22 protein-coding genes and 1 riboswitch are annotated in these 20,341 nt (G+C 60.5%); of the genes, 21 read left to right on the top strand and 1 reads right to left on the bottom strand.

Going from position 1 to position 20,341, the window contains the following annotated elements:
• From ACTQ3R_RS11000 to ACTQ3R_RS10910, 19 genes are all read left to right on the top strand, one after another.
• Positions 1–194: transposase (locus ACTQ3R_RS11000; RefSeq protein WP_441779194.1), on the top strand; the 194-nt coding region annotated here is incomplete at its 5' end.
• A gap of 99 nt (positions 195–293) precedes the next feature.
• The gene (locus ACTQ3R_RS10995) at positions 294–776 is read left to right on the top strand and encodes a VanZ family protein (protein WP_441792698.1); all 483 of its coding nucleotides are present in this window, start codon (positions 294–296) and stop codon (positions 774–776) included.
• Positions 777–783: 7 nt separating this feature from the next.
• Positions 784–1,000, top strand: a riboswitch (cobalamin riboswitch).
• A 126-nt stretch (positions 1,001–1,126) separates the two neighbouring features.
• Complete coding sequence (gene cbiD, locus ACTQ3R_RS10990; protein WP_441779195.1) at positions 1,127–2,260, top strand: cobalt-precorrin-5B (C(1))-methyltransferase CbiD; 1,134 nt, start codon at positions 1,127–1,129, stop codon at positions 2,258–2,260.
• A complete protein-coding gene (cobI, locus tag ACTQ3R_RS10985; RefSeq protein WP_441779196.1) occupies positions 2,251–2,946 on the top strand; it encodes a precorrin-2 C(20)-methyltransferase in 696 nt (231 codons plus the stop codon). Before cbiD ends, cobI begins: the two co-directional genes overlap by 10 nt.
• A gap of 6 nt (positions 2,947–2,952) precedes the next feature.
• Positions 2,953–3,708: a precorrin-4 C(11)-methyltransferase gene (gene cobM / locus ACTQ3R_RS10980; protein WP_441779197.1), complete on the top strand. Its 756-nt coding sequence runs from the start codon at positions 2,953–2,955 to the stop codon at positions 3,706–3,708.
• Entirely contained in the window at positions 3,705–4,706 is a 1,002-nt protein-coding gene (locus ACTQ3R_RS10975) for a cobalt-precorrin 5A hydrolase (protein ID WP_441779198.1), read from the top strand. The genes cobM and ACTQ3R_RS10975 overlap by 4 nt, the downstream gene beginning before the upstream one ends.
• Entirely contained in the window at positions 4,699–5,433 is a 735-nt protein-coding gene (gene cobJ, locus ACTQ3R_RS10970) for a precorrin-3B C(17)-methyltransferase (RefSeq protein WP_441779199.1), read from the top strand. Before ACTQ3R_RS10975 ends, cobJ begins: the two co-directional genes overlap by 8 nt.
• Positions 5,430–6,170, top strand: a complete 741-nt coding sequence (cobK, locus tag ACTQ3R_RS10965) for a precorrin-6A reductase (RefSeq protein ID WP_441779200.1) — start codon at positions 5,430–5,432, stop codon at positions 6,168–6,170. The genes cobJ and cobK overlap by 4 nt, the downstream gene beginning before the upstream one ends.
• Complete coding sequence (cbiT, locus tag ACTQ3R_RS10960; protein WP_441779201.1) at positions 6,152–7,351, top strand: precorrin-6Y C5,15-methyltransferase (decarboxylating) subunit CbiT; 1,200 nt, start codon at positions 6,152–6,154, stop codon at positions 7,349–7,351. The genes cobK and cbiT overlap by 19 nt, the downstream gene beginning before the upstream one ends.
• Entirely contained in the window at positions 7,348–8,691 is a 1,344-nt protein-coding gene (locus ACTQ3R_RS10955; protein ID WP_441779202.1) for a cobyrinate a,c-diamide synthase, read from the top strand. The genes cbiT and ACTQ3R_RS10955 overlap by 4 nt, the downstream gene beginning before the upstream one ends.
• Positions 8,684–9,745, top strand: a complete 1,062-nt coding sequence (gene cobT, locus ACTQ3R_RS10950) for a nicotinate-nucleotide--dimethylbenzimidazole phosphoribosyltransferase (protein WP_441779203.1) — start codon at positions 8,684–8,686, stop codon at positions 9,743–9,745. Before ACTQ3R_RS10955 ends, cobT begins: the two co-directional genes overlap by 8 nt.
• Positions 9,746–9,754: 9 nt before the next feature.
• A complete protein-coding gene (locus ACTQ3R_RS10945) occupies positions 9,755–10,267 on the top strand; it encodes a bifunctional adenosylcobinamide kinase/adenosylcobinamide-phosphate guanylyltransferase (protein ID WP_441779204.1) in 513 nt (170 codons plus the stop codon).
• Positions 10,264–11,034, top strand: coding sequence for an adenosylcobinamide-GDP ribazoletransferase (locus tag ACTQ3R_RS10940; RefSeq protein ID WP_441779205.1), 771 nt, complete (start codon positions 10,264–10,266; stop codon positions 11,032–11,034). Before ACTQ3R_RS10945 ends, ACTQ3R_RS10940 begins: the two co-directional genes overlap by 4 nt.
• Entirely contained in the window at positions 11,031–11,369 is a 339-nt protein-coding gene (locus ACTQ3R_RS10935; protein ID WP_441779206.1) for a bifunctional adenosylcobinamide kinase/adenosylcobinamide-phosphate guanylyltransferase, read from the top strand. Before ACTQ3R_RS10940 ends, ACTQ3R_RS10935 begins: the two co-directional genes overlap by 4 nt.
• The gene (locus ACTQ3R_RS10930) at positions 11,363–11,944 is read left to right on the top strand and encodes a histidine phosphatase family protein (RefSeq protein WP_441779207.1); all 582 of its coding nucleotides are present in this window, start codon (positions 11,363–11,365) and stop codon (positions 11,942–11,944) included. Before ACTQ3R_RS10935 ends, ACTQ3R_RS10930 begins: the two co-directional genes overlap by 7 nt.
• A gap of 3 nt (positions 11,945–11,947) precedes the next feature.
• Positions 11,948–12,934 carry an adenosylcobinamide-phosphate synthase CbiB gene (gene cbiB, locus ACTQ3R_RS10925; RefSeq protein WP_441779208.1) on the top strand — a complete coding sequence of 329 codons (987 nt, stop codon included), beginning with the start codon at positions 11,948–11,950 and terminating at the stop codon, positions 12,932–12,934.
• Complete coding sequence (locus tag ACTQ3R_RS10920; RefSeq protein ID WP_441779209.1) at positions 12,925–13,977, top strand: pyridoxal phosphate-dependent aminotransferase; 1,053 nt, start codon at positions 12,925–12,927, stop codon at positions 13,975–13,977. Before cbiB ends, ACTQ3R_RS10920 begins: the two co-directional genes overlap by 10 nt.
• Complete coding sequence (locus ACTQ3R_RS10915; protein WP_441779210.1) at positions 13,978–15,453, top strand: cobyric acid synthase; 1,476 nt, start codon at positions 13,978–13,980, stop codon at positions 15,451–15,453.
• On the top strand, positions 15,450–16,097 hold the full coding sequence (locus ACTQ3R_RS10910) for a precorrin-8X methylmutase (RefSeq protein WP_441779211.1): 648 nt from the start codon (positions 15,450–15,452) through the stop codon (positions 16,095–16,097). The genes ACTQ3R_RS10915 and ACTQ3R_RS10910 overlap by 4 nt, the downstream gene beginning before the upstream one ends.
• A gap of 46 nt (positions 16,098–16,143) precedes the next feature.
• On the opposite strand, the gene ACTQ3R_RS10905 is transcribed toward ACTQ3R_RS10910, so the two are convergent.
• Positions 16,144–17,076 carry a sugar phosphate nucleotidyltransferase gene (locus ACTQ3R_RS10905; RefSeq protein ID WP_441779212.1) on the bottom strand — a complete coding sequence of 311 codons (933 nt, stop codon included), beginning with the start codon at positions 17,074–17,076 and terminating at the stop codon, positions 16,144–16,146.
• A 245-nt stretch (positions 17,077–17,321) separates the two neighbouring features.
• Here ACTQ3R_RS10905 and ACTQ3R_RS10900 point away from each other — a divergent pair, with 245 nt between their 5' ends.
• Together ACTQ3R_RS10900 and ACTQ3R_RS10895 are read left to right on the top strand one after the other, a co-directional pair.
• On the top strand, positions 17,322–19,691 hold the full coding sequence (locus ACTQ3R_RS10900; RefSeq protein WP_441779213.1) for an endonuclease MutS2: 2,370 nt from the start codon (positions 17,322–17,324) through the stop codon (positions 19,689–19,691).
• 380 nt (positions 19,692–20,071) lie between these two features.
• Positions 20,072–20,335 (top strand): HPr family phosphocarrier protein, encoded by a 264-nt coding sequence (locus ACTQ3R_RS10895; RefSeq protein WP_441779214.1) that lies wholly within the window; start codon positions 20,072–20,074, stop codon positions 20,333–20,335.
• Positions 20,336–20,341 lie beyond the last annotated feature (6 nt).

Raw genomic sequence — 20,341 nt, 5'->3', positions numbered from 1 at the left:
ACGTGATTGAGCGGCTGAACCGTGAGATCCGCCGCAGAACCCGCGTGGTGGGAACGTTCCCTGACGGCAACTCCGCCCTGATGCTGGTCTGCGCGAGGCTGCGCCATGTGGCAGGTACCCAGTGGGGCAACAAGAAATACATGAACATGAAGCACTTGGAGGCGGCTCTGTACGACGCCTCTATTGCCGGCTGACTTCATTCAGCCGGAGCCTGCAAATAATTTTGCGCATAAATCTTGACGGCACCGAAGCGTGAGGCAGTCTATTAATTTCTGGGAGAAATAGAAGGAAATATGAAACAGATGCAGCATTACAATAAATTATGGAATTGGTTGGCATATTGTGGAGTCGCGATCTGGACCTTTTTTATTTGGCGTAATTCTCTTATGCCTGCTTCCCAGTCTGCGGCCCAAAGCCTTCAGGTGCTGGATGTTCTGGACTCCCTGTTGGAGTGGATGGGGCTGCCTGTTTCCATCGGGCATGGGCTTGTGAGAAAGCTGGCTCATATGCTGGAGTTTGCATTGCTGGGTGTCCTGTGGGAGCTGGCGCTGGTGACAAGGGTGAGAGGACACAGAAGCTGGTATTCGGTGCAGTGTGCCTGCAGTCTCTGCCTCCTGACGGCCATGATGGATGAAACCATCCAGGTCTTTGTTCCGGGAAGGGGAAGCCAGGTAACGGATGTGTGGATCGATTTTGCGGGCGCTTGTGTTGGTGTGCTGGTGGTGTTTGTGCTGGCTGGTTATTGGGAGAAAAAGAGACGGACGGAGAGCCGGTAGACCACCGGTTTTATTTGACAGGGGCGGTGTGCCCGCTTTATAATGATGTTACAAACGAAGAGAACTTCGGTATGGGCAAGGAAGACAGGTGAGAATCCTGGGCAGGGACGCTGCTGTAATTGCGGAGCGAAGGGCTATCGGCCACTGGATGAGCGATCGTCTGGGAAGGCGGCCCGGAGTGGGGATGCATAAGCCAGAATATTTGCCGCCGGAGAGAAAGACCACAGGCAACGGTCCTTTTGCCGGCGTGTTGAAAAAAGGCGGGGAGGCATTCCCGTCCTTTTGCGCTGTCCGTGGAAAAGCGTTCCGTGGGCGGCGCTTTTTGCTTGGGACTGTAAGGGAGGCAAAACGTGGCTTTTGAACATTATGTAAACGCCGGGGGGAAGCGACTGCGCCGGGGCTACACCACAGGAACCTGTGCCGCCCTGGCGGCTGCGGGTGCAGCCCGGCTTCTGCTGGAGAGACAGCCCCCTCACTTTCTGAAGCTTGTGACCCCGATGGGCCTTTGTGTGGAGGTGGAGCCCCAGGTGTGCCGGATGGAAGGGGAAGCTGCCCTGTGTCTGGTGGAGAAGGACGGCGGCGACGACGTAGACGCCACGGCTGGGCTGCTCATCGGGGCCAGGGTAGAGAAAATCCCCGGTCTAGGTATTACCATTGAAGGGGGAGAAGGAGTCGGCCGGGTGACCAAACCGGGGCTTGACCAGCCTGTGGGAGAAGCTGCCATCAACCACGTGCCTCGAGAGATGATTCGGCGTTCGGTGGAGGAAGTCTGTACCGCTTTGCAGTATTCGGACGGGCTGAAGGTGACCATCCTGGTCCCCGGAGGTGAGCAGGCGGCAAAGAAAACCTTCAACCCCCAACTGGGCATTGAGGGGGGCATCTCCATCCTAGGTACCAGCGGTATTGTGGAGCCTATGAGTTTGTCCGCCTTAGTGGAGACCATCACGCTGGAGCTTCACCAGGCTGCTGCACTGGGGCACCGGAGGATCATTCTTACCCCAGGAAATTATGGCGTGGAATTTTTGAAGGAACACGGGCTGGGGAGCGGGACCGTACCGGTTATAAAGTGTTCGAACTTTATTGGAGAAGCGCTGGATCGGGCGGCGGAGGAGAATTTTTCTCAGGTCCTCTTGGTGGGGCATGTGGGCAAGTTGGTAAAGGTGGCGGGGGGAATCATGAACACCCACAGCCGCTGGGCCGATTGCCGTACGGAGCTTTTTTGCGCTTACGCTGCCCTGGCGGGAGGAGGCCGGGAGCTGTGCCAGTCCCTGATGGAGGCCGCCTCCGCCGATGCCTGTATCGGGTTGCTGGATCAAGCGGGGCTGCGAAAACCAGTGGTGGAGGGCCTGCTCAGAGCCATCCAAACCCATTTGGACCACCGGGCGGCCGGGGGATTCCGGACAGGGGCGGTGCTCTTTTCCAATCAATATGGGCTCCTGGGAAAAACCACAGGGGCGGAGGAGATTTTATCGGAATGGAACTGAGAACGAAAGGAATTTTTTACTGTGTGGGGGTGGGCCCCGGCGACCCGGAGCTGGTGACGCGGAAGGGAGTGCGTACCCTGGAGGCCTGCCCGGTCCTTGCCGCCCCTCGCACCAAAAGTGGGGAGATGCTGGCCCTGGATATTGCCCAAAAGGCAGCTGAGCTGGGGGACAAGGTGATCGTGCCCCTGGATTTTTCCATGACCAGGGACGAGAAGCGCCGGTGGGAAGAGTATGAGACGGGGGCCCAAACCATTGCCGGCTATCTGGAGGCCGGACAGGATGTTGCCATGGTCAACCTGGGGGATGTGTCCATCTACGCCACCTGTACCCGGATGGCTGAGCGCATAAAAGAACTGGGCTTTTCCGTTTGCATGATACCAGGCGTCCCCAGCTTTTGCGCCGTGGCCGCCCGGTTGGGAGAAAGCCTGACGGCGGAAGGGGAGCCTCTCCACATCTTCCCGGCTGGAATTTCTGACCTGGACCGGGCTCTGGAACTGGAGGGCACAAAGGTGCTCATGAAATCAGGGCGGCAGCTGCCTGGGGTGCTGGAAGCATTGGACCGGGCGGGAGCATTGGAACGGTCTGCCCTGGTGGAGAATTGCGGCCTGCCGGAGGAGCGGGTGGTTGCCCCACTGGAGAAGGGAACAGAGAGCGGCTATTTTTCCACCATTGTTGTAAAGGAGTAAGGGCATATGGTGCATTTTGTGGGAGCGGGGCCGGGAGCCCCGGACCTGATCACCCGGCGGGGGGCCGCATTGCTGGAAGAAGCGGATGTGGTGGTGTACGCAGGCAGTCTGGTAAACCCTGCCCTGCTGGGGCTGTGCCCGGAAGGGTGCCGGGTATACAATAGTGCCTCCATGACACTGGAGGAGGTATTGGAAGTGATGATCCCGGCCAGTGAGAATGGGGAAGAAGTGGTTCGCCTTCATACTGGGGACCCCTGCCTCTATGGGGCGATCCGGGAGCAGATGGACGTTTTGCGGGAGAAAAACATTCCCTTTGATGTAACGCCTGGGGTGTCCAGCTTCTGTGCCGCCGCGGGGGCTGTGGAAGGGGAGTATACCCTGCCCGGAGTGAGCCAGAGCGTCATCATCACCCGTATGGCCGGACGCACCCCGGTGCCCGAGCGGGAGTCGATCCCTGCCTTGGCCGCCCATGGGGCCACGATGGTAATTTTCCTGTCAGCAGGTATGCTGGACAAACTTCAGGAGCAGTTGCTTCAGGGAGCCTACACACCCGCGACCCCCGCTGCCTTAGTCTATAAAGCCAGCTGGCCGGAGGAGCGTGTGGTGCGCTGTTCCCTGGGAGAGCTGGCCCAAAAAGGCCGGGAGCACAGCATCTCGAAAACCGCCCTGGTGCTGGTAGGGGAGTTTTTGGCTGGGGATTACCAGCGCAGCAAGCTCTATGACCCCACCTTCACCACCGGGTACCGGGAGGGAAACGCATGAGCCCCCGTCTGCTGGCCTTTACTCAGCGGGGCTATGACCTGGCCCAGGCCCTGGGAGAAAAACTGGGGGGCGAGGTGAGCCGCTGCGGCCGAGGCTGCACGCTGGAAAGCTGGACGGCGGAGGGCTTTCGCACGGGAGAGAGCCTTATTTTTGTGGGGGCCGTGGGGATCGCTGTGCGGGCCATTGCCCCCTTTGTGAAGCATAAAACCGTTGACCCGGCGGTGGTAGCGGTGGACGAGGGGGGGCAATATGCCATTCCCCTTCTCAGCGGCCACCTGGGAGGCGCTAACGACCTGGCCCGAACCATTTCCGCAGTGTGTGGAGCCCAGGCTGTGATCACCACCGCCACCGATGTGCGGGGCCTTTTCCCTGTGGACCAGTGGGCCCGGTGTCAGGGATTGCGGGTAGAAAACCCGGAAAAAATCAAGGCGGTCTCCGCTAAAATATTGGCAGGGGAGACGATTTCCATCAAAAGCGACTGGCCGATCCTGGGCACGCCCCCGGCAGGGGTGAAGCTGTGGGCGGGAGAGGACTGCGATGTGGAGATCAGCTTCCGCCCCAGTGAGGAAAATGCCCTGCACCTTGTACCCTCCACCGCTGTGCTGGGCGTTGGATGTAAGCGGGGGACGCAGCGGGAGATCCTGGAAGGGGCTTATTCTCAGCTCTTGCTCCGGGAAAGCCTCAGCACTCTGGCAGTGGGGAAGGTGTGTTCCATCGACCTCAAACAAGACGAGCCCGGCCTTTTGGCCTTCTGCCAGGCCCACAATCTGCCCCTGGAGACCCATTCTGCCCAAAGGCTGGCTGCGGTACCCGGAGCGTTTCCCTCCTCTGACTTTGTGCGCAAGGTCACCGGAGTGGATAATGTGTGCCAGCGTGCGGCGGCCCTGGGCAGCGGAGGCGGAGCGGAGCGGCTGCTGGGAGAGAAATATCAGCGGGAGGGCGTGACCATGGCTTTGGCGCTGGGTGACGCTATGCTGGATTGGAGGATCTATGAATAAGATCTACGTGGTGGGCCTGGGGCCGGGACATGAGGAATATCTCTCCGGTCAGGCCGAGGCTGCTCTGGAGCAGGCCCAGGTATTGTGCGGTTATACGGTGTATGTGGACCTGATCCGGCACCGGTTCCCGGACAAAGAGGTGTACACCACGCCCATGCGTCAGGAGACAGAGCGCTGCCGCTGGGCCCTGGAGACCGCCTCGAAGGGGACTACCGTGGCCCTGGTGTGCAGCGGAGATGCGGGAGTGTACGGTATGGCCGGGCTGGTGCTCCAACTGGGAGAGGACTATCCGGATACGGAGATCGAGATTGTACCTGGAATCACCGCCGCCCTGTCGGGAGCGGCTGTGCTGGGGGCACCTCTGGGCCACGACTTCTGTGTGATCTCCCTGTCCGACCTGCTTACCCCCTGGGACATGATCGAAAAGCGGCTGGAGTGCGCTGCCCTGGGGGACTTTGCTCTGTGTATCTACAATCCTGCGTCCAGAAAACGGGCGGATTATCTCCGCCGGGCCTGTGAAATTCTTCTGCGCCACAAATCTCCTGATACCCTGTGCGGCTGGGTGCGCAACATTGGCCGGGCGGGCCAGGAGAGTAAGGTGATGACTCTGGCGGAGCTTCGGGAGGAGCAAGTGGATATGTTTACGACCGTATTTGTGGGCAGCAGCACCACGGCTGTGTGGGCCGGGCGGCTGGTGACGCCGCGGGGCTATGAGGAGAAGCGATGAGGGTACTCCTGTTCGGCGGTACGACCGAAGGCCGCGTATTGGCCGGGGAACTGCTGAGACGGGGGCTGGAAGTCACCGTCAGTGTGGCCACTCCCCTGGGAGCCGAGGAGCTTGCGGGCCTTCCCGGTCTGGAAATCTGGGTGGGAAGAAAGGATGCGCAGGAGCTGGAACAGGCCGTGAGCGCCTTTGACCGTTGCATCGATGCCACCCACCCCTATGCCTTTTTGGCCAGTGCCAACATCTGTGCTGCCTGTGAGCGGGCGGGAGTGCCTTTATACCGGCTCAGCCGGCCGGAGAGCCGGGCAGAAGGGGTCGTGCCGGTGGATCACTGTCTCCAGGCTGCGGAGTTTCTGAACAATCAGGAGGGGAATATTCTCCTGACCACCGGGTCCAAAGAGCTCTCCGCCTTTCAAACCATAGACAGAGAGCGGCTCTACGTCCGGGTGCTCCCATGTCACGAGAGCTTGGCGGCCTGTGAGGAGCAGGGGATTCCCCACCGGAATATTCTGGCCCTCCAGGGGCCGTTTGGCCAGAAACTGAATGAGGCCATTTTGGAACAATACCAGATTCGCTGGCTGGTGACCAAGGACGGAGGCATGGCCGGGGGATTTCCCCAAAAGCTGGCTGCCGCTCAGGCCATGGGAGTGCCGGTGGTACTGGTGAAGCGGCCGGAGGACAGAGGCATGACCATGGAGGAATTGCTGAAGGAGGTGGAAGCATGGCCGAAAGGATCGTAAAGCTGGTGTCCATGGGCTGTGGGGAGGAGGACCTCACGGACCAGGCCCGAAAAGCTCTGGACGAGGCCGATTGCCTGATCGGTTCGGACCGGCTGCTGCAAAGGGTACCGGCCTGCCCCCAGGTTCCCCGCCTGCGGGCGGTGCGGGGGGAGGAAATCCGAAACATGCTTCGGGCTTCCGAAGGGAAGTCTCCCTGTGTGCTGCTCAGCGGTGATGGGGGTTTTTATTCCGCAGCGGCGGGGCTTCTGCCGCTTCTGGAGCAGGAGAAGATCCCGTTTGAAATGGTTCCGGGGGTGTCCAGCCTCCAGGCGTTTGCCGCCAGGCTTTGCCAAAACTGGCAAGGTTGGAACCTATATAGTGCACATGGACGGGACTGTGACCCGGTTGCGGCGGTGTGCGAGGGAAAACCAGCCTTCTTTCTGACAGGGGGAACCCTGGGAAGTGCTGAACTGTGCGCTTTGCTGGACCGGGCAGGGCTGGGAGAACTGCAGGTAGATGTGGGAGAAAATCTGTCCTGTGAGGATGAAAGGCTTTACCGGGGGACAGCGGCAGAATGTGCAAAGATGTCCTTTGCACCACTCAGTGTGCTGTTGGTTCAGCCAGCCCCCCGATATCCCAAACGGACGCCCGGAATTCCCGACGAGGAATTTCTTCGGGATCAGGTGCCCATGACCAAACAAGAAGTCCGCACCGCCATTCTGGCAAAGCTGGCGGTGGAGCCCGACGACCTATGTTGGGACATCGGTGCGGGGACGGGGAGCGTCAGTGTGGAGCTGGCCCTTCAAAGCAGAGCGGTCTGGGCTGTGGAGCGGGAAAAAAAGGCCTTGGACCTGTTGGAAGAAAATCGGAAAAGATTTGGTGCCTGGAACCTTCGCATTCAGGCGGGGAAAGCTCCGGAAGCATTGGAGAGCCTGCCTGCTCCGGATAAGGTGTTTATCGGGGGCAGCGGGGGAAATTTGAAGGAAATTCTGGACGTGGTGAACGCCATAAACCCAAGGGCCAGGGTTTGTATCTCAGCCATCGCCCTGGAGACCCTGCAAACGGCCCTGGATACTTTGGAAACCCTGGGGTATGAGACTGAGGTGGTGCAGATCGCCGTCAGCCGGGCCAGAAAAGCGGGAGAACTCCATCTGCTCATGGCTCACAACCCGGTATTTCTCATCACGGGAGGGCGGCCATGAGGGGACTTATGGTATCCGCTATGGGCAGCGGCCAGGGAAAGACCGTACTGACCTGCGGCTTGCTGTCTGCCATGAGACGGCGGGGAATTAAGACGGCGGGGTTCAAATGTGGACCGGACTATATTGACCCCATGTTTCACACCAAAATCCTTGGAGTACCCAGCCGAAATCTGGACTTGTTTCTCCAGGGGGAGGCGGGAGTGCGGCGAAGCTATGCCGCCGCTGGAGCAGCGGACCTGGCCCTTGTGGAGGGAGCCATGGGCTTTTACGACGGGGTGGGCGGTACAGACCGGGCCAGCGCCTATGCCGTGGCCAGGTTCCTCCGGCTGCCTGTGGTGTTGGCCGTCCGGCCAAAGGGCTCCAGCCTGACCCTGGCCGCTCAGGTGAAGGGGATGCAGAATTTCCGGGAGGAAAACCAGATTGCCGCGTTGATCCTCACCTGCTGCAGTCCAGGGCTTCATGCCCACCTGGCTCCCATTTTGGAGGAGGAGACGAACCTGCCTGTGCTGGGCTACCTGCCCCCTATGGAGCAGGCAGACCTGCCCAGCCGCCATTTGGGGCTCTATACTGCCCGAGAGGTGGAGCACCTTCGCGGGCGGTTTGCAGCTGTGGGAGAGCAATTGGAGAAGACTGTGGATCTGGACCGGCTGCTGGCTCTGGCGGGCGGCGAGGCGGCAAAAGCGCAGAGCTTCTCCCGTCCCCGGCCCGCCTGTACCATTGCCGTGGCTCGGGATGAGGCCTTTTGCTTCTACTACCCGGACAATCTGGAGGCATTGGAGCGGGCAGGAGCTAAACTGACCTTTTTCAGTCCCCTCCGGGACCAAGCGCCCCCGGCGGCAGACGGACTTTACCTGGGCGGAGGTTACCCGGAGCTGTACGCCCGAATGCTGGGAGAGAACGCCGGTATGCGGGAAAACATCCGGGCTCTGGTGACTTCTGGCCTGCCCACGGTGGCCGAATGCGGAGGATTTCTTTATCTTCAACAGACGCTGGAGGACGAGCAGGGAACTGCGTGGCCCATGACAGGAGCTTTGGAGGGAGCTGGTTTCCGGACACAGCGCCTTCAGCGCTTTGGCTATGGGGAGCTCACTGCTCAAGGGGACAGTATGCTTTTCCAGGCGGGGGAGAAGGCCCCCTTTCACGAGTTTCACTACTGGGACAGTACCCGAAATGGGACGGATTTCCGGGCGGTAAAACCCCTGGGCGGGCAGAGCTGGTCATTTGGCATGGCTGGGGAGAGTTTGTATGCCGCTTTCCCCCATCTGCACTTTGGGGGAGCGTTGCCCCTGGCCCAGCGATTTGTCCAAAAGGCGAAGGAGTGGAGAGAAAAACATGGATGAACTAAAGCCGTTGCTGTCGGCCGTTGCACCTCCGGACCGAGGAGCGGAGGAAGCGGCGAAGAGCCATTGGGACAGTCTGGCCAAGCCCTTGGGGAGCCTGGGCCTTCTGGAGGAGACGGTGGTGAAGATCGCTGCCCTGACCGGCGATCAACAGGTGGCGCTTCAAAAGCGCTCCCTGGTGGTTTTCTGTGCTGACAATGGAGTGGTGGCCCAGGGGGTCACCCAGACAGACAGCTCTGTGACGGCGGCGGTGGCCCGTTCCCTGGCTGAAGGGAGTAGCACCGTGTGCCCCATGGCACGTGCTGCCCGGTGCGAGGTGGTCCCCGTGGATGTGGGGATGCTGGATTTTCCTGGCTGCTCCGGAGTGTTGGACCGCCGGGTACAAAACAGCACGGGGGACATTACTCTGGGCCCTGCCATGGAACGGGAGGCCTGTGTCCGGGCCATTCTCACCGGGGCAGAGCTGGCACGGGAGCAGAAGGACAAAGGGATGGACATCCTGGCCGGCGGTGAGATGGGAATCGGCAACACCACCACGTCCAGCGCCGTGGCCGCCGTCCTGCTGGGACTGGAGCCGGAGCATGTGACCGGGAGGGGAGCGGGGTTGTCCACCGCCGGCCTTGTACGAAAGGTGGAGGCTGTCCGCCGGGCCATTACTGTGAACAGCCCTGACCCTTGTGATCCCGTGGATGTGCTGTCCAAGGTGGGAGGACTGGATCTGGCTGCCCTGTGCGGGTTTTATCTGGGGTGTGCCCGGTACCGTATTCCGGTGCTGCTGGACGGACTGATCAGCACCGTGGCCGCCCTGTGCGCGGTGCGGCTGTGCCCAAACGCCCGAGGGGCTCTGCTGGCAAGCCACGTCTCCGCGGAGCCGGCAGGGAAGTTGGTCCTGGAGGCTTTGGGTTTGGCCCCCCTGATCACTGCGCAAATGCGCCTGGGAGAGGGGAGCGGTGCGGTAGCCGCTCTGCCTTTGCTGGATATGGCCCTGGCGGTATACAGTGGGGGACAGACCTTTGAGAAGCTGGGCATCGCGGCCTACACGCCACAGAAGTAAGGAGAATTTATGTTAACTTTGATCGTTGGCGGGGCAGCCAGTGGGAAAAGTGAATTTGCGGAGAACCTGGTGCTGACCCTGCCGGGGCAGCGGGTTTATGTGGCTACCATGGAGCCCTATGACGGGGAATGTCTGGCGCGCATTGACAAGCACCGCCGCCAGCGCGCCGGAAAGGGGTTTGCCACCCTGGAGTGCTACCGGGACCTGGGGGGACTGCAGGTGCCCGCTGGGGCCAATGTGCTGCTGGAGTGTATGAGCAACCTGCTGGCCAACGAGCTCTATTCCCCACAGGGGGGCGCAACGGCTGCCGTGCTGGAGGGGGTGGCGTGCCTTTGCGCACAATGTGCCCACCTGACCATTGTGACCAATGAGGTTTTTTCGGGGGGCAGGGACTATGAGGGGGACACCCTTCGCTACCTCCGGGAGCTGGGGATGGTGAACCGCATCCTGGCCGCCCGAGCGGACCGGGTGGTGGAAGTGGTGTGCGGGTGTCCCAACGTGCTGAAGGGGAGGCTGCCATGAAGATTGTGGAAACCATTGTCGTGGCCTTTTCCATGTTTTCCGCCTTGCCTATGCCGCGGGTGGAGTGGAACGAAGACAATATGCGCTACAGCCTGTGTGCCTTTCCCCTCATCGGCGGAGTCATTGGCCTTCTCTGCTGGCTGTGGGTCTGGGTATGCGGAACGTTGAAGCTGCCGGGGATCCTCCAGGGGGCGGGGCTTTGCCTCATCCCGGTCCTGGTGACAGGGGGGATCCACCTGGACGGCTATGCCGACACCTGGGATGCCCTGGGCAGTCACGCCGCCCCGGAGGAAAAGCAGCGGATTTTGAAGGACCCCCGGATGGGGGCTTTTGGAGGAATCCATCTTTGTGTCTATTTTGTGGCCCTGTTTGCCCTGTGCTGCAGTCTCAGGGAGTACCCGTCGGGGGCGATGGTGATTTTATTCTGCCTGTCCCGGAGCCTGTCCGGCCTGGCAGTGGCCGCGTTCCCTCTGGCCAAACATACCGGCCTTGCCCACACCTTTGCCGCAGCGGCGGACAAGAAACGGGTACGCAGAGTGCTGGCGGGGCTGTCCCTGGTGCTCATGGCCCTGCTGTGCCTGGGCTGGGGATTAGTGGGGGCAGGGATGTCCCTGGCTGCCCTGGGGGTATTTTTCTGGTACCGGCACATGGCGGGGAAGGAATTTGGAGGCCTGTCCGGGGATCTGGCGGGCTGGTTTTTGCAGACGGCGGAGCTTTGGATGATTGGTACGATTGTATTATGTCAACATGTGGAGGTGCTGCTATGACCTTTCTCACCGGACCCATGTATGCGGGCAAGGGGGAGTACCTGCAAAAGGCCCTGAACCTTACCCCGGAGGAGTTGTCCGCCCGTGCTGTCTTTCACGTGGAAGAACAGGCGGCAAAGGAAGAAAACCTGGAGGACTTGGCAGATCGCCTGGCGCAATATGATTTTGTCATTGCCAACGAGGTAGGCTGCGGGGTAGTGCCCATGGACCCGGAACAGCGGAGGCTTCGGGAGCGGGCCGGGCGGCTGAGCTGCCTGCTGGCCCAGCGGGCAGATACCGTGATCCGGGTGTGCTGCGGCCTGCCCCAGGTTCTCAAGGGGGAGTGGACATGCTAGTCTGCCTGCTCCGGCACGGGAATACTGCCTGGAACCTGGAGGGACGCTACCAGGGAAAAAGCGACATCCCCCTGTGTGAGGAGGGAAAACGTGCCCTGGGCCCTGCAAAGGTCAGTCCCGAACGGGTATACGTTTCCCCCATGAAGCGGGCGGCGGAGACAGCCCGGATTTTGTTCCCCAGCGCAAAGCTCATTCCCGTCCCTGGCCTGGAAGAGATGCATTTTGGTGCGTTTGAGGGAAAGTGTTTCCAGGACCTGAAAGATGATCTGGCCTACCGCGCCTGGGTAGAGGGAAACTGTACGGCCCCCTGCCCCGGCGGAGAGGGCCGGGAGGATTTTTCACGGCGGGTGTGCGCTGCTTTTGAGGGCCTGATGAAGCGGGAACGGGAGCGGCTGGTGATTGTGGCCCACGGGGGCACCCAGATGGCCATTTTGGAACAGTACGGCCATCCCCGGCGGGATTACTTTGCCTGGCAGAGCCCCAATGGGGGCGGGTTTTTGCTGGAGGCGGAGGACTGGGAAAAGAAACGGGAGCTGAGACTCCTTCAAGAAATCAAGACATTTGGGAAGGACTAAAGGATGAACGTACTGCTGGCCGCCCTGGGCGGCTTTTTGCTGGATTTGCTGCTGGGCGATCCCGGCTGGATGCCCCACCCGGTGGTCTTTATGGGCCGGTGTATTACCCGCCTGGAGAAGCTGCTGCGCAGTATCTTTCCCCGCACGCCCGCGGGAGAGCGTTGGGCGGGCCGGGTGCTTGCTGCGGTGCTGCCGCTGGGCACGTTGGCCTTTACGGGGAGCTGTCTGTGGCTGTGCAGGCAAATCCACCCGGCCCTGGCCTTTGCCCTGTCTGTCCTCTGGTGCTGGCAGGCTCTGGCGGCGAGAGGTCTGGCATCCGAAAGTAACCATGTCTACCGGGCGCTCACCATCGGTACGCTGGGAGAGGCCCGTCAGGCCGTGGGGCGGATTGTGGGCCGGGACACTGGGGTGCTCACGGAAAGGGGAGTCAGCCGGGCGGCAGTGGAGACGGTAGCAGAGAACTTCTCCGACGGGGTGGTGGCCCCCATGATCTATATGTTCCTGGGTGGTGCACCCCTGGCGCTGTGCTATAAGGCGGTCAATACCATGGACAGCATGGTGGGGTATAAAAATGAACGCTACCTTCACTTTGGCCGTGGGGCGGCAAAGCTGGACGACCTGGCTAACTACCTGCCTGCCCGACTGGCTGCCCTGGTGCTGGTGGGGACGGCCTTTCTCATGGGAGAAGATGGGAAAACTGCCTTTCGTATCTGGCGGCGGGACCGGCGCAAGCATGCCAGCCCCAATTCCGCCCAGACCGAGGCCGCCATGGCCGGGGCGCTGGGAATAAAGCTGGCCGGACCTGCCAGCTACTTTGGAAAATCAGTGGACAAGCCTTGGATTGGAGAGGAGCTGGGGGAGACGGAACCCCGGCATATTCTCCGCGCCAACCGGCTGATGCTGGGGGGCAGTGCCCTATGCCTGTTGGTGCTGGCAGGGATTAGGATTATTATTATGTTAACTATTGGGAGGAACCTGGGATGGAGGTAAGGCATGGAGGAGATTGGGCGGGCTTTCAGGCCCGGTACGGCCGCCCGCCTCTGGATTTTTCCGCCAGCATCAGTCCCCTGGGCCTGCCTGAGGGGGTGCGCCGGGCGGTCATTGCTGCCTTGAAGGAGGCGGACCGATACCCCGACCCCCAGTGCCGGGTCCTGCGGGCAAGACTGGGGGAGTACCACCACCTCAGCCCGGAGCATATCCTTTGCGGCAACGGGGCAGCGGACCTTATCTTCCGTCTGGCCTTGGCCAAAAGACCGGTCCGGGCCCTGCTTCCGGCTCCTACCTTTGGGGAGTATGAGCGGGTTCTGGAGGGCGTGGGTTCCACGGTGGAACATGTTTTCCTGGAGGAGAAACAGGACTTCCAGCTAACAGACCAACTGTTGGAGTATATCAAGCCGGGATTGGATCTTGTGATATTATGTGAACCAAATAACCCCACCGGACAGGTGACAGACCGGGCCTTGCTGCTGGAGATTTTAAAGCGCTGCGGCCAGACGGACACCCTTCTGGCGGTGGATGAGTGTTTTCTGGATTTTCTGCCTTGTTCCGAGGAGCATAGCCTGATCAGTCAGATCCTTACCCACAAAAACCTTTTGATCTTCCGGGCATTTACGAAATGCTACGCCATGGCGGGCCTGCGCCTGGGATATGCCCTGTGCGGAGACCCTTCCCTTTTGGAGGCCATGGCCCGAATGGGTCAGGCCTGGGGGGTATCCAGTGTGGCCCAAGAGGCCGGGCTGGCCGCCCTGGAGGAGAGGGCGTATTTGGAGACGCTCCGGACCCTTATCGAGGGGGAGCGCCCCCGGCTTCGGAGTGGGTTGGAGGCCCTGGGCTGTCGGGTGGTCCCTGGGCAGGCCAATTTTCTTTTGTTCCAAAGCCCTGTGCCGAATCTGGCAGAACTTCTGGGGGCGAAGGGCATTTCCATCCGCTCCTGTGAAAACTTTTTGGGCCTGGGCGGGGATTGGTACCGGGTGTGTGTGCGCAATGGGGAGGACAATGGCCGGTTGCTCTCAGCTATGAGGGAGGTTATGTAAATGGCAAAGCGAATCATGGTTCAGGGCACCATGTCCGGGGCAGGAAAGAGCCTGATGGTCGCCGCCCTGTGCCGCATCTTCCGCCAGGACGGTCTGCGGGTTGCCCCGTTTAAAAGCCAGAACATGGCTCTGAATAGTTACATCACCCAGGACGGCCTGGAAATGGGCCGGGCCCAGGTGGTTCAGGCCCAAGCAGCGGGGGTGGAGCCCGATGTGCGTATGAATCCCATTTTGCTCAAACCCTCCAGTGACACAGGCAGCCAGCTTATTGTGAATGGCGAGGTCCGGGGAGAATACCGGGCTGCCCAGTATTTCAAGATGAAAAAGTCCCTTATTCCCGAAGTGCTCGCCGCTTATGAGAGCCTGGCGGCGGAGTATGATGTGATCGTCCTGGAAGGGGCGGGGAGTCCGGCGGAAATTAACCTGCGGGACGATGATATTGTAAACATGGGCCTTGCTCAATTAGTGGACGCACCGGTCCTTTTGGTGGGTGACATCGACCGGGGCGGGGTGTTTGCCCAGCTCTTTGGCACCACGGCGCTGCTGGAAGAAGAGGAGCGGGCGCGGATTGCCGGGCTTGTCATCAATAAGTTCCGGGGGGATGAGGCACTGCTGCGCCCAGGCCTTACTATGCTGGAGGAGAAGACGGGCATCCCTGTTTTGGGGGTCATCCCCTATGCCCAGGTGGACCTGGACGACGAGGACAGCCTGTCCCCACGTTTGGGGCGCAGTGTCCACCGAAAGGCGGTGGATGTGGCCGTGGTTCGTCTGCCCCACATCTCCAACTTTACGGACTTTTCCCCTCTGGAGCGCCACCCGGCTTTGGGAGTGCGGTATGTGGGCCGCCCGGCCCAACTGGCAGGGGCAGATCTCATCATTCTTCCGGGCACCAAGGCCACCATGGAGGATCTGCGCTGGCTGCGGGAGAGCGGCCTGGAAAGTGAGATCAAAAAATGTGCCTCTGCCGGGACCCCGGTGCTGGGGGTGTGCGGGGGCTATCAGATGCTGGGAGAGACCCTCTCTGACCCGGAGGGGGTGGAGGGAGGCGGCGAGCTGGCCGGGCTGGGTCTGCTGCCCTGCTGCACGGTATTCGCCTCTCAAAAGACCCGCACACGGGTGGAGGCTGTGGCCGTTGCCCCGCCCTTTGAACAGCTTCCCCTTAGCTGCTATGAGATCCACATGGGCCTCACCCGCCGGACAGGAGGGGTGCCCTTTGCCCGGTTTTCGAATGGCCGGGAGGAGGGGGCTGCGGAAGGAAAGGTGTTTGGCACCTATCTCCACGGACTCTTTGACACAGGGGCTTTGGTGGAGAAGCTGGCTGCCTGGCTGATGGCTGGGAAAGGGCTCTCCCCCCGAAATATCCGGGTGGAGAGCCAGGAGGAATACCGGGAGCGGCAGTATGACGATTTAGCCCAGGTGGTGCGGGAGCACCTGGACATGGAGGCTGTTTACCGGATCATGGAGGAATATCAATGAGAACGAAAATGCTGCCTGGAGAGATTGAACGCGCCAGCATGGAGATCATTGCCCGTGAACTGGCCCAGCGGGACATCTCGATCCCCCCGGAGCAGGAAGCTGTGGTCAAGCGGGTCATTCACACTACTGCAGACTTTGATTTCGCCCAAACCCTGCGCTTTAGTGAACATGCTGTGGCCTTGGGGGTAGCGTCTCTGAAAAATGGGACAAATATCGTCACTGACACCAACATGGCCCGTTCCGGGGTGAGCCGCCCCAGCCTGGAAAAGCTGGGGGGACAGGTGTTTTGCTATATGGCGGATGCAGATGTAGCCCAGGCGGCGAAGACCCAGGGGACGACCCGTGCGGCAGCGGCCATGGAGAAGATGGAACGGGAGCAGCCTGGGGCTATCCTGGCGGTGGGCAACGCCCCCACCGCTTTGCTGGAGCTGGCAGAGCAGATCGAAGGCGGGCTGCGTCCCGCCCTGGTGATCGCCGCCCCGGTGGGATTTGTGAATGTGGTGGAGAGCAAGGAGCGCATCTGGAAGGTGTGCCTTGCCCATCAGGTGCCGATCATCGCCGCCATGGGACGTAAGGGGGGCAGCACTGTGGCGGCTGCCATCTGCAATGCCCTGCTGTATACCGCTGTGGGGCGGGAGGTATAAAAAAGCAGAGGACGGAAGAAATTCAGTCCTCTGCTTTTTCGTGCAATCAGTTCCCGGTTCCCCAGAGATCATCGGGGTAGAGCCCCTGAGCGGTCTTTTCTGCCAGAGCAGCAACCACCATGGGCTTGTCCTCGTGGTAGGTGACCCCATACCACTTGTCGTGGGAGCGCAGCACCTTTACACGGGCCTTGCCCTCCTCCAGAAGCTGGGTTACCACGCTGGGCAGGAAGTATTCCCCCTTCAGGGGATTTTCCACAAGCGCCTTGTCCAGGAAGGCGGGGAAACGGGCCTCGGCCTCGGTAAGGAAGCTCTTGGTGAAGCCCCACAGGTTCATGGACACGATGGTGTCCCCAGGCAGGGCGGTCCAGGTCTTGCCCTCGTCCTCGGTATACCGGGCGTCGGCCCCGTCTTTTTCAATGTGGGTGCGCTCGGTGACCTTCAGAAGGTACCCTTCCTCATCTTCCACGCACACGCCACGGGCCACGTGGCCGTTTTCGGTGACGGTGTTGCCCACCAGATAGCCCACCATGGCGTATTCATAGCAGCCCTCCTGGTCGGGATGGGCGGAGAGGTAGTCATAGATGGCCTTAAACCCTTCGGGACCATAGCAGTCGTCGGCGTTGATGACGGCGAAGGGCCCGTCGATGATTTTCCTGGCGGCCAGAATGGCGTGAGCGGTGCCCCAGGGCTTCACCCGGCCCTCGGGGATGGCGTAGCCCTCCGGCAAGTCACTGAGGTCCTGGTAGGCGTACTTTACGTCCATGACCTTGGAGAGACGATCGCCGATTCCGGCCTTAAAGGCGTCCTCGATCTCATGCTTGATGACAAAGATCACTGTTTCAAATCCAGCCCGGCGGGCGTCGTAGATGGAGTAGTCGATGATAAGCTGGCCGTGGTTTCCCACCGGATCCAGCTGCTTCAGTCCGCCGTAGCGGCTGCCCATGCCGGCGGCCATGACCACAAGGACAGGCTTGTTCATACTGCGTTACCTCCTGAAATGGGGGGCAGCGATTTCTGCCCGATTCCCCATGAATTTCCTGCCATAAACGGCGAATATTATTATAATATATCCGGGCCAGCGAAGCAATGAAAAAAGGAAGCATTCCTTTAAAAATTGGGGAGTGGGGCAGAAAGAACCCGCTCCCCGGCGGCAATTCATTGACGAAGGGGAAGGGTGCGGGTATAATAACAGAGAGAAAAAACACTTGTTTTGGAGATCGTGTTATGAGCGAATTGTTTGAAAAATCCATGCTCACCCTGGAGCTGCCGCGGGTGCTGGAGCTGCTGGCTTCCTGTGCCGTCACCGATGAGGGGAAGGAGCGGGCTCTCAGCCTGCGGCCCATGACCGACCTGGACGATGTGCGCCGGGCCCAGGAGGAGACCACTGCCGCGGTGAAGCTGCTGGTTCTGCGGGGCACCCCTGGCTTTGCGGGGATCCGGCCTGTGGCTGCCAGCCTTCAGCGGGCGGATATGGGGGGCAGCCTCAATACACGGGAGCTTTTGGAGATCGCCGCTGTTCTCCGGACGGCCCGTACCGCCGGGGACTACGGGGCGGGGGAGGAAAAAAGCCCCATTTCCCATCTCTTCCGGGCCCTTACGCCCAATAAGTTCCTGGAAGAGACTATCACCAACTCTATCGTAGGGGAGGATGAGCTGGCCGACTCTGCCAGTCCTGAGCTTGCTTCCATCCGCCGCCACATGCGGGCTACCGAGGCCAAGGTACGGGACATTCTGCAAAAGCTCATCTCTTCCAACCAGTCCAAGTATTTGCAGGAGTCCATCATCACCATCCGCTCCGACCGGTATGTGGTGCCGGTGAAGTCAGAGCATAAAAATGCTATTCCCGGCCTGGTCCACGATGTGTCTTCCTCCGGTTCCACTTTCTTCATCGAGCCCATGGGGGTGGTGAAGGCCAATAACGAGCTGCGGGAGCTGTTGGCCAAGGAGAAGAAGGAAATCGAACGGATTTTAGCTGAGATGTCTGCCCAGTGCGCCGCACATAAGGAGGACATTTTAGAGGACTACCAGCTGCTCATCTGGCTGGATGCCATTTTTGCACGGGCGAAGCTCTCCCTGAAGCTGGAGTGCACCGAGCCAAAGCTCTCGGAGAAATTTATGAAGCTCCGGGGAGCCCGGCATCCCCTGCTGGACCAGAAGAAGGCGGTGGCCAACGACCTGGAGCTGGGGGAGCGGTTTGACACCTTAGTGATCACCGGCCCCAACACCGGCGGCAAGACGGTGACGTTAAAGACTATGGGGCTCATTACCCTAATGGCCCAGTGCGGCCTTCATATCCCGGCCAAGGACGACTCCACCGTGCGGATCTTTGACCGGGTACTGGCCGACATCGGAGACGAGCAGTCCATCGCCCAGTCCCTGTCCACCTTCTCCTCCCACATGACCAACATCGTGGGCATTCTGGAAGAGGCGGACGACAATACCCTCATCCTCTTTGACGAGCTGGGTGCGGGCACTGACCCGGTGGAGGGCGCAGCTCTGGCCGCTGCCATCATTGAAAGTGCTCGGGGACTGGGGGCCCAGGTGGCCGCCACCACCCACTATGCCGAGCTCAAGGTGTACGCCATGACCACAGAGGGGGTGGAGAACGCCTCCTGCGAATTCAATGTGGAGACGTTGGCTCCCACCTACCGCCTGGTGATGGGGATTCCCGGAAAGTCCAATGCCTTTGCCATCTCACGGCGGCTGGGGCTGCCCGAATATATCATCGAAAAGGCGGCGGCCCGGCTGGATGCGGAAAATGTACGCTTTGAGGACGTGCTCACCCGCCTGGACCAGCAGCGCCAAGAGATGGAGAAGGAACGGGCTGAGGCCAAACGGCTGAAGCTGGAGATGGAGCAGTCCGCCCAGAAGGCACGGGAGTACCGGGAAAAGCTGGAGGCGGAGCGGGCCAAAGTAGTGGAGAAGGCCCAGGACGAGGCACGTGCCATCATCGAGGAGGCTCGGGCGGCCAGCGACCTGGCCCTCAGCGAGCTGAAGGAGATAAAAAAGCGCCAGGATAAGCTGGACTGGCAGCAGGTGAACGACAGCCGGGCCGAGTCCCGCAGGCTCCTGAACGAGGCGGAGCGCAACATCGGCGGCCCGGCCAAAGAGATAGAGGTGCCGCCGCCTACCCGCCCGGCCGTGGCGGGAGATACGGTGGAGCTGGTGAAGATGGGAACCAAGGCTACCGTTTTGTCGGTCAATAAGGATGGCTCCCTCCAGCTCCAGGCGGGCATTTTGAAGATCTCCGCCAAGCAGGAGGAAGTCCGGGTGGTGGAGGGCGAGACGGAGAGCCAAAAGGCCACCCGGAAGATCATCGCACGGGCGGAGCACACCATCCGCACGGCTGCTGTTCCCAGCCAAGTGGACCTGCGGGGCATGATGACCGACGAGGCCATCGCCGTGTTGGAGCGGTTCCTGGACACTGCCATGATGGGCAAGCTGGAGACGGTGACCATCATCCACGGCAAGGGCACCGGAGCGGTGCGAAATGCCGTGCGCACCTACCTCAAGCGCAGCCGCTATATCAAGTCCTTCCGTCCCGGCCGCTACGGCGAAGGGGAGGACGGCGTGACGGTGGCGGAGCTGAAATAAGAAGGCCCGGAATAAAACCCCCGTCCCCTCGGAGAGCATGGGGGGCCTCAGGGGGGAACTGGTTCCCCCCTGAAGGCGCGGCGCGCGTAAGCGCGTAAGCGTTTCCCGCAGGAAACGCCCGCGCCGGGGAGGACGGCGTGACGGTGGCGGAGCTGAAGTGAAACCGCAAAATGACAATTTTCTTTTGAGAAAAACGGGAAAGGCCGAAAAAAATCTGAATTTATCCCTTAAATTTGAAGAAACTAACAAAAACTAAGTGATAATTTCTGCAAAATTTATCCAAAAGTACCGTGATATTTGTGGAAATTAACATTGACGAAAGAGGGATAAATCTGGTATGCTAAAAACACATCTTAATGACGAGGGCGGAGGTACGCGATATGTATAGTCAGGAAGCAGTCGTGAACAATCAGGTCGGTCTGCATGCCAGACCCGCTACTTTTTTCATCCAGAAGGCCAACGAGTTCAAGAGCTCCATCTGGGTTGAGAAGGAGGAGCGCAAGGTCAACGCCAAGAGCCTGCTGGGCGTTCTGTCTCTGGGCATCGTAAAGGGAACTCCCATCAAGCTGATCGCCGATGGTCCCGATGAAAAGGAAGCCGTCGAGGCTCTGCAGAAGATGATCTCGTCTGATTTTTCCGAGTAATCCCAA

This window comes from Lawsonibacter sp. LCP25S3_E2 (genome assembly GCF_052117285.1).
Taxonomy (GTDB): domain Bacteria; phylum Bacillota; class Clostridia; order Oscillospirales; family Oscillospiraceae; genus Lawsonibacter.
This window is presented reverse-complemented; position numbering and strand designations above follow the sequence as displayed.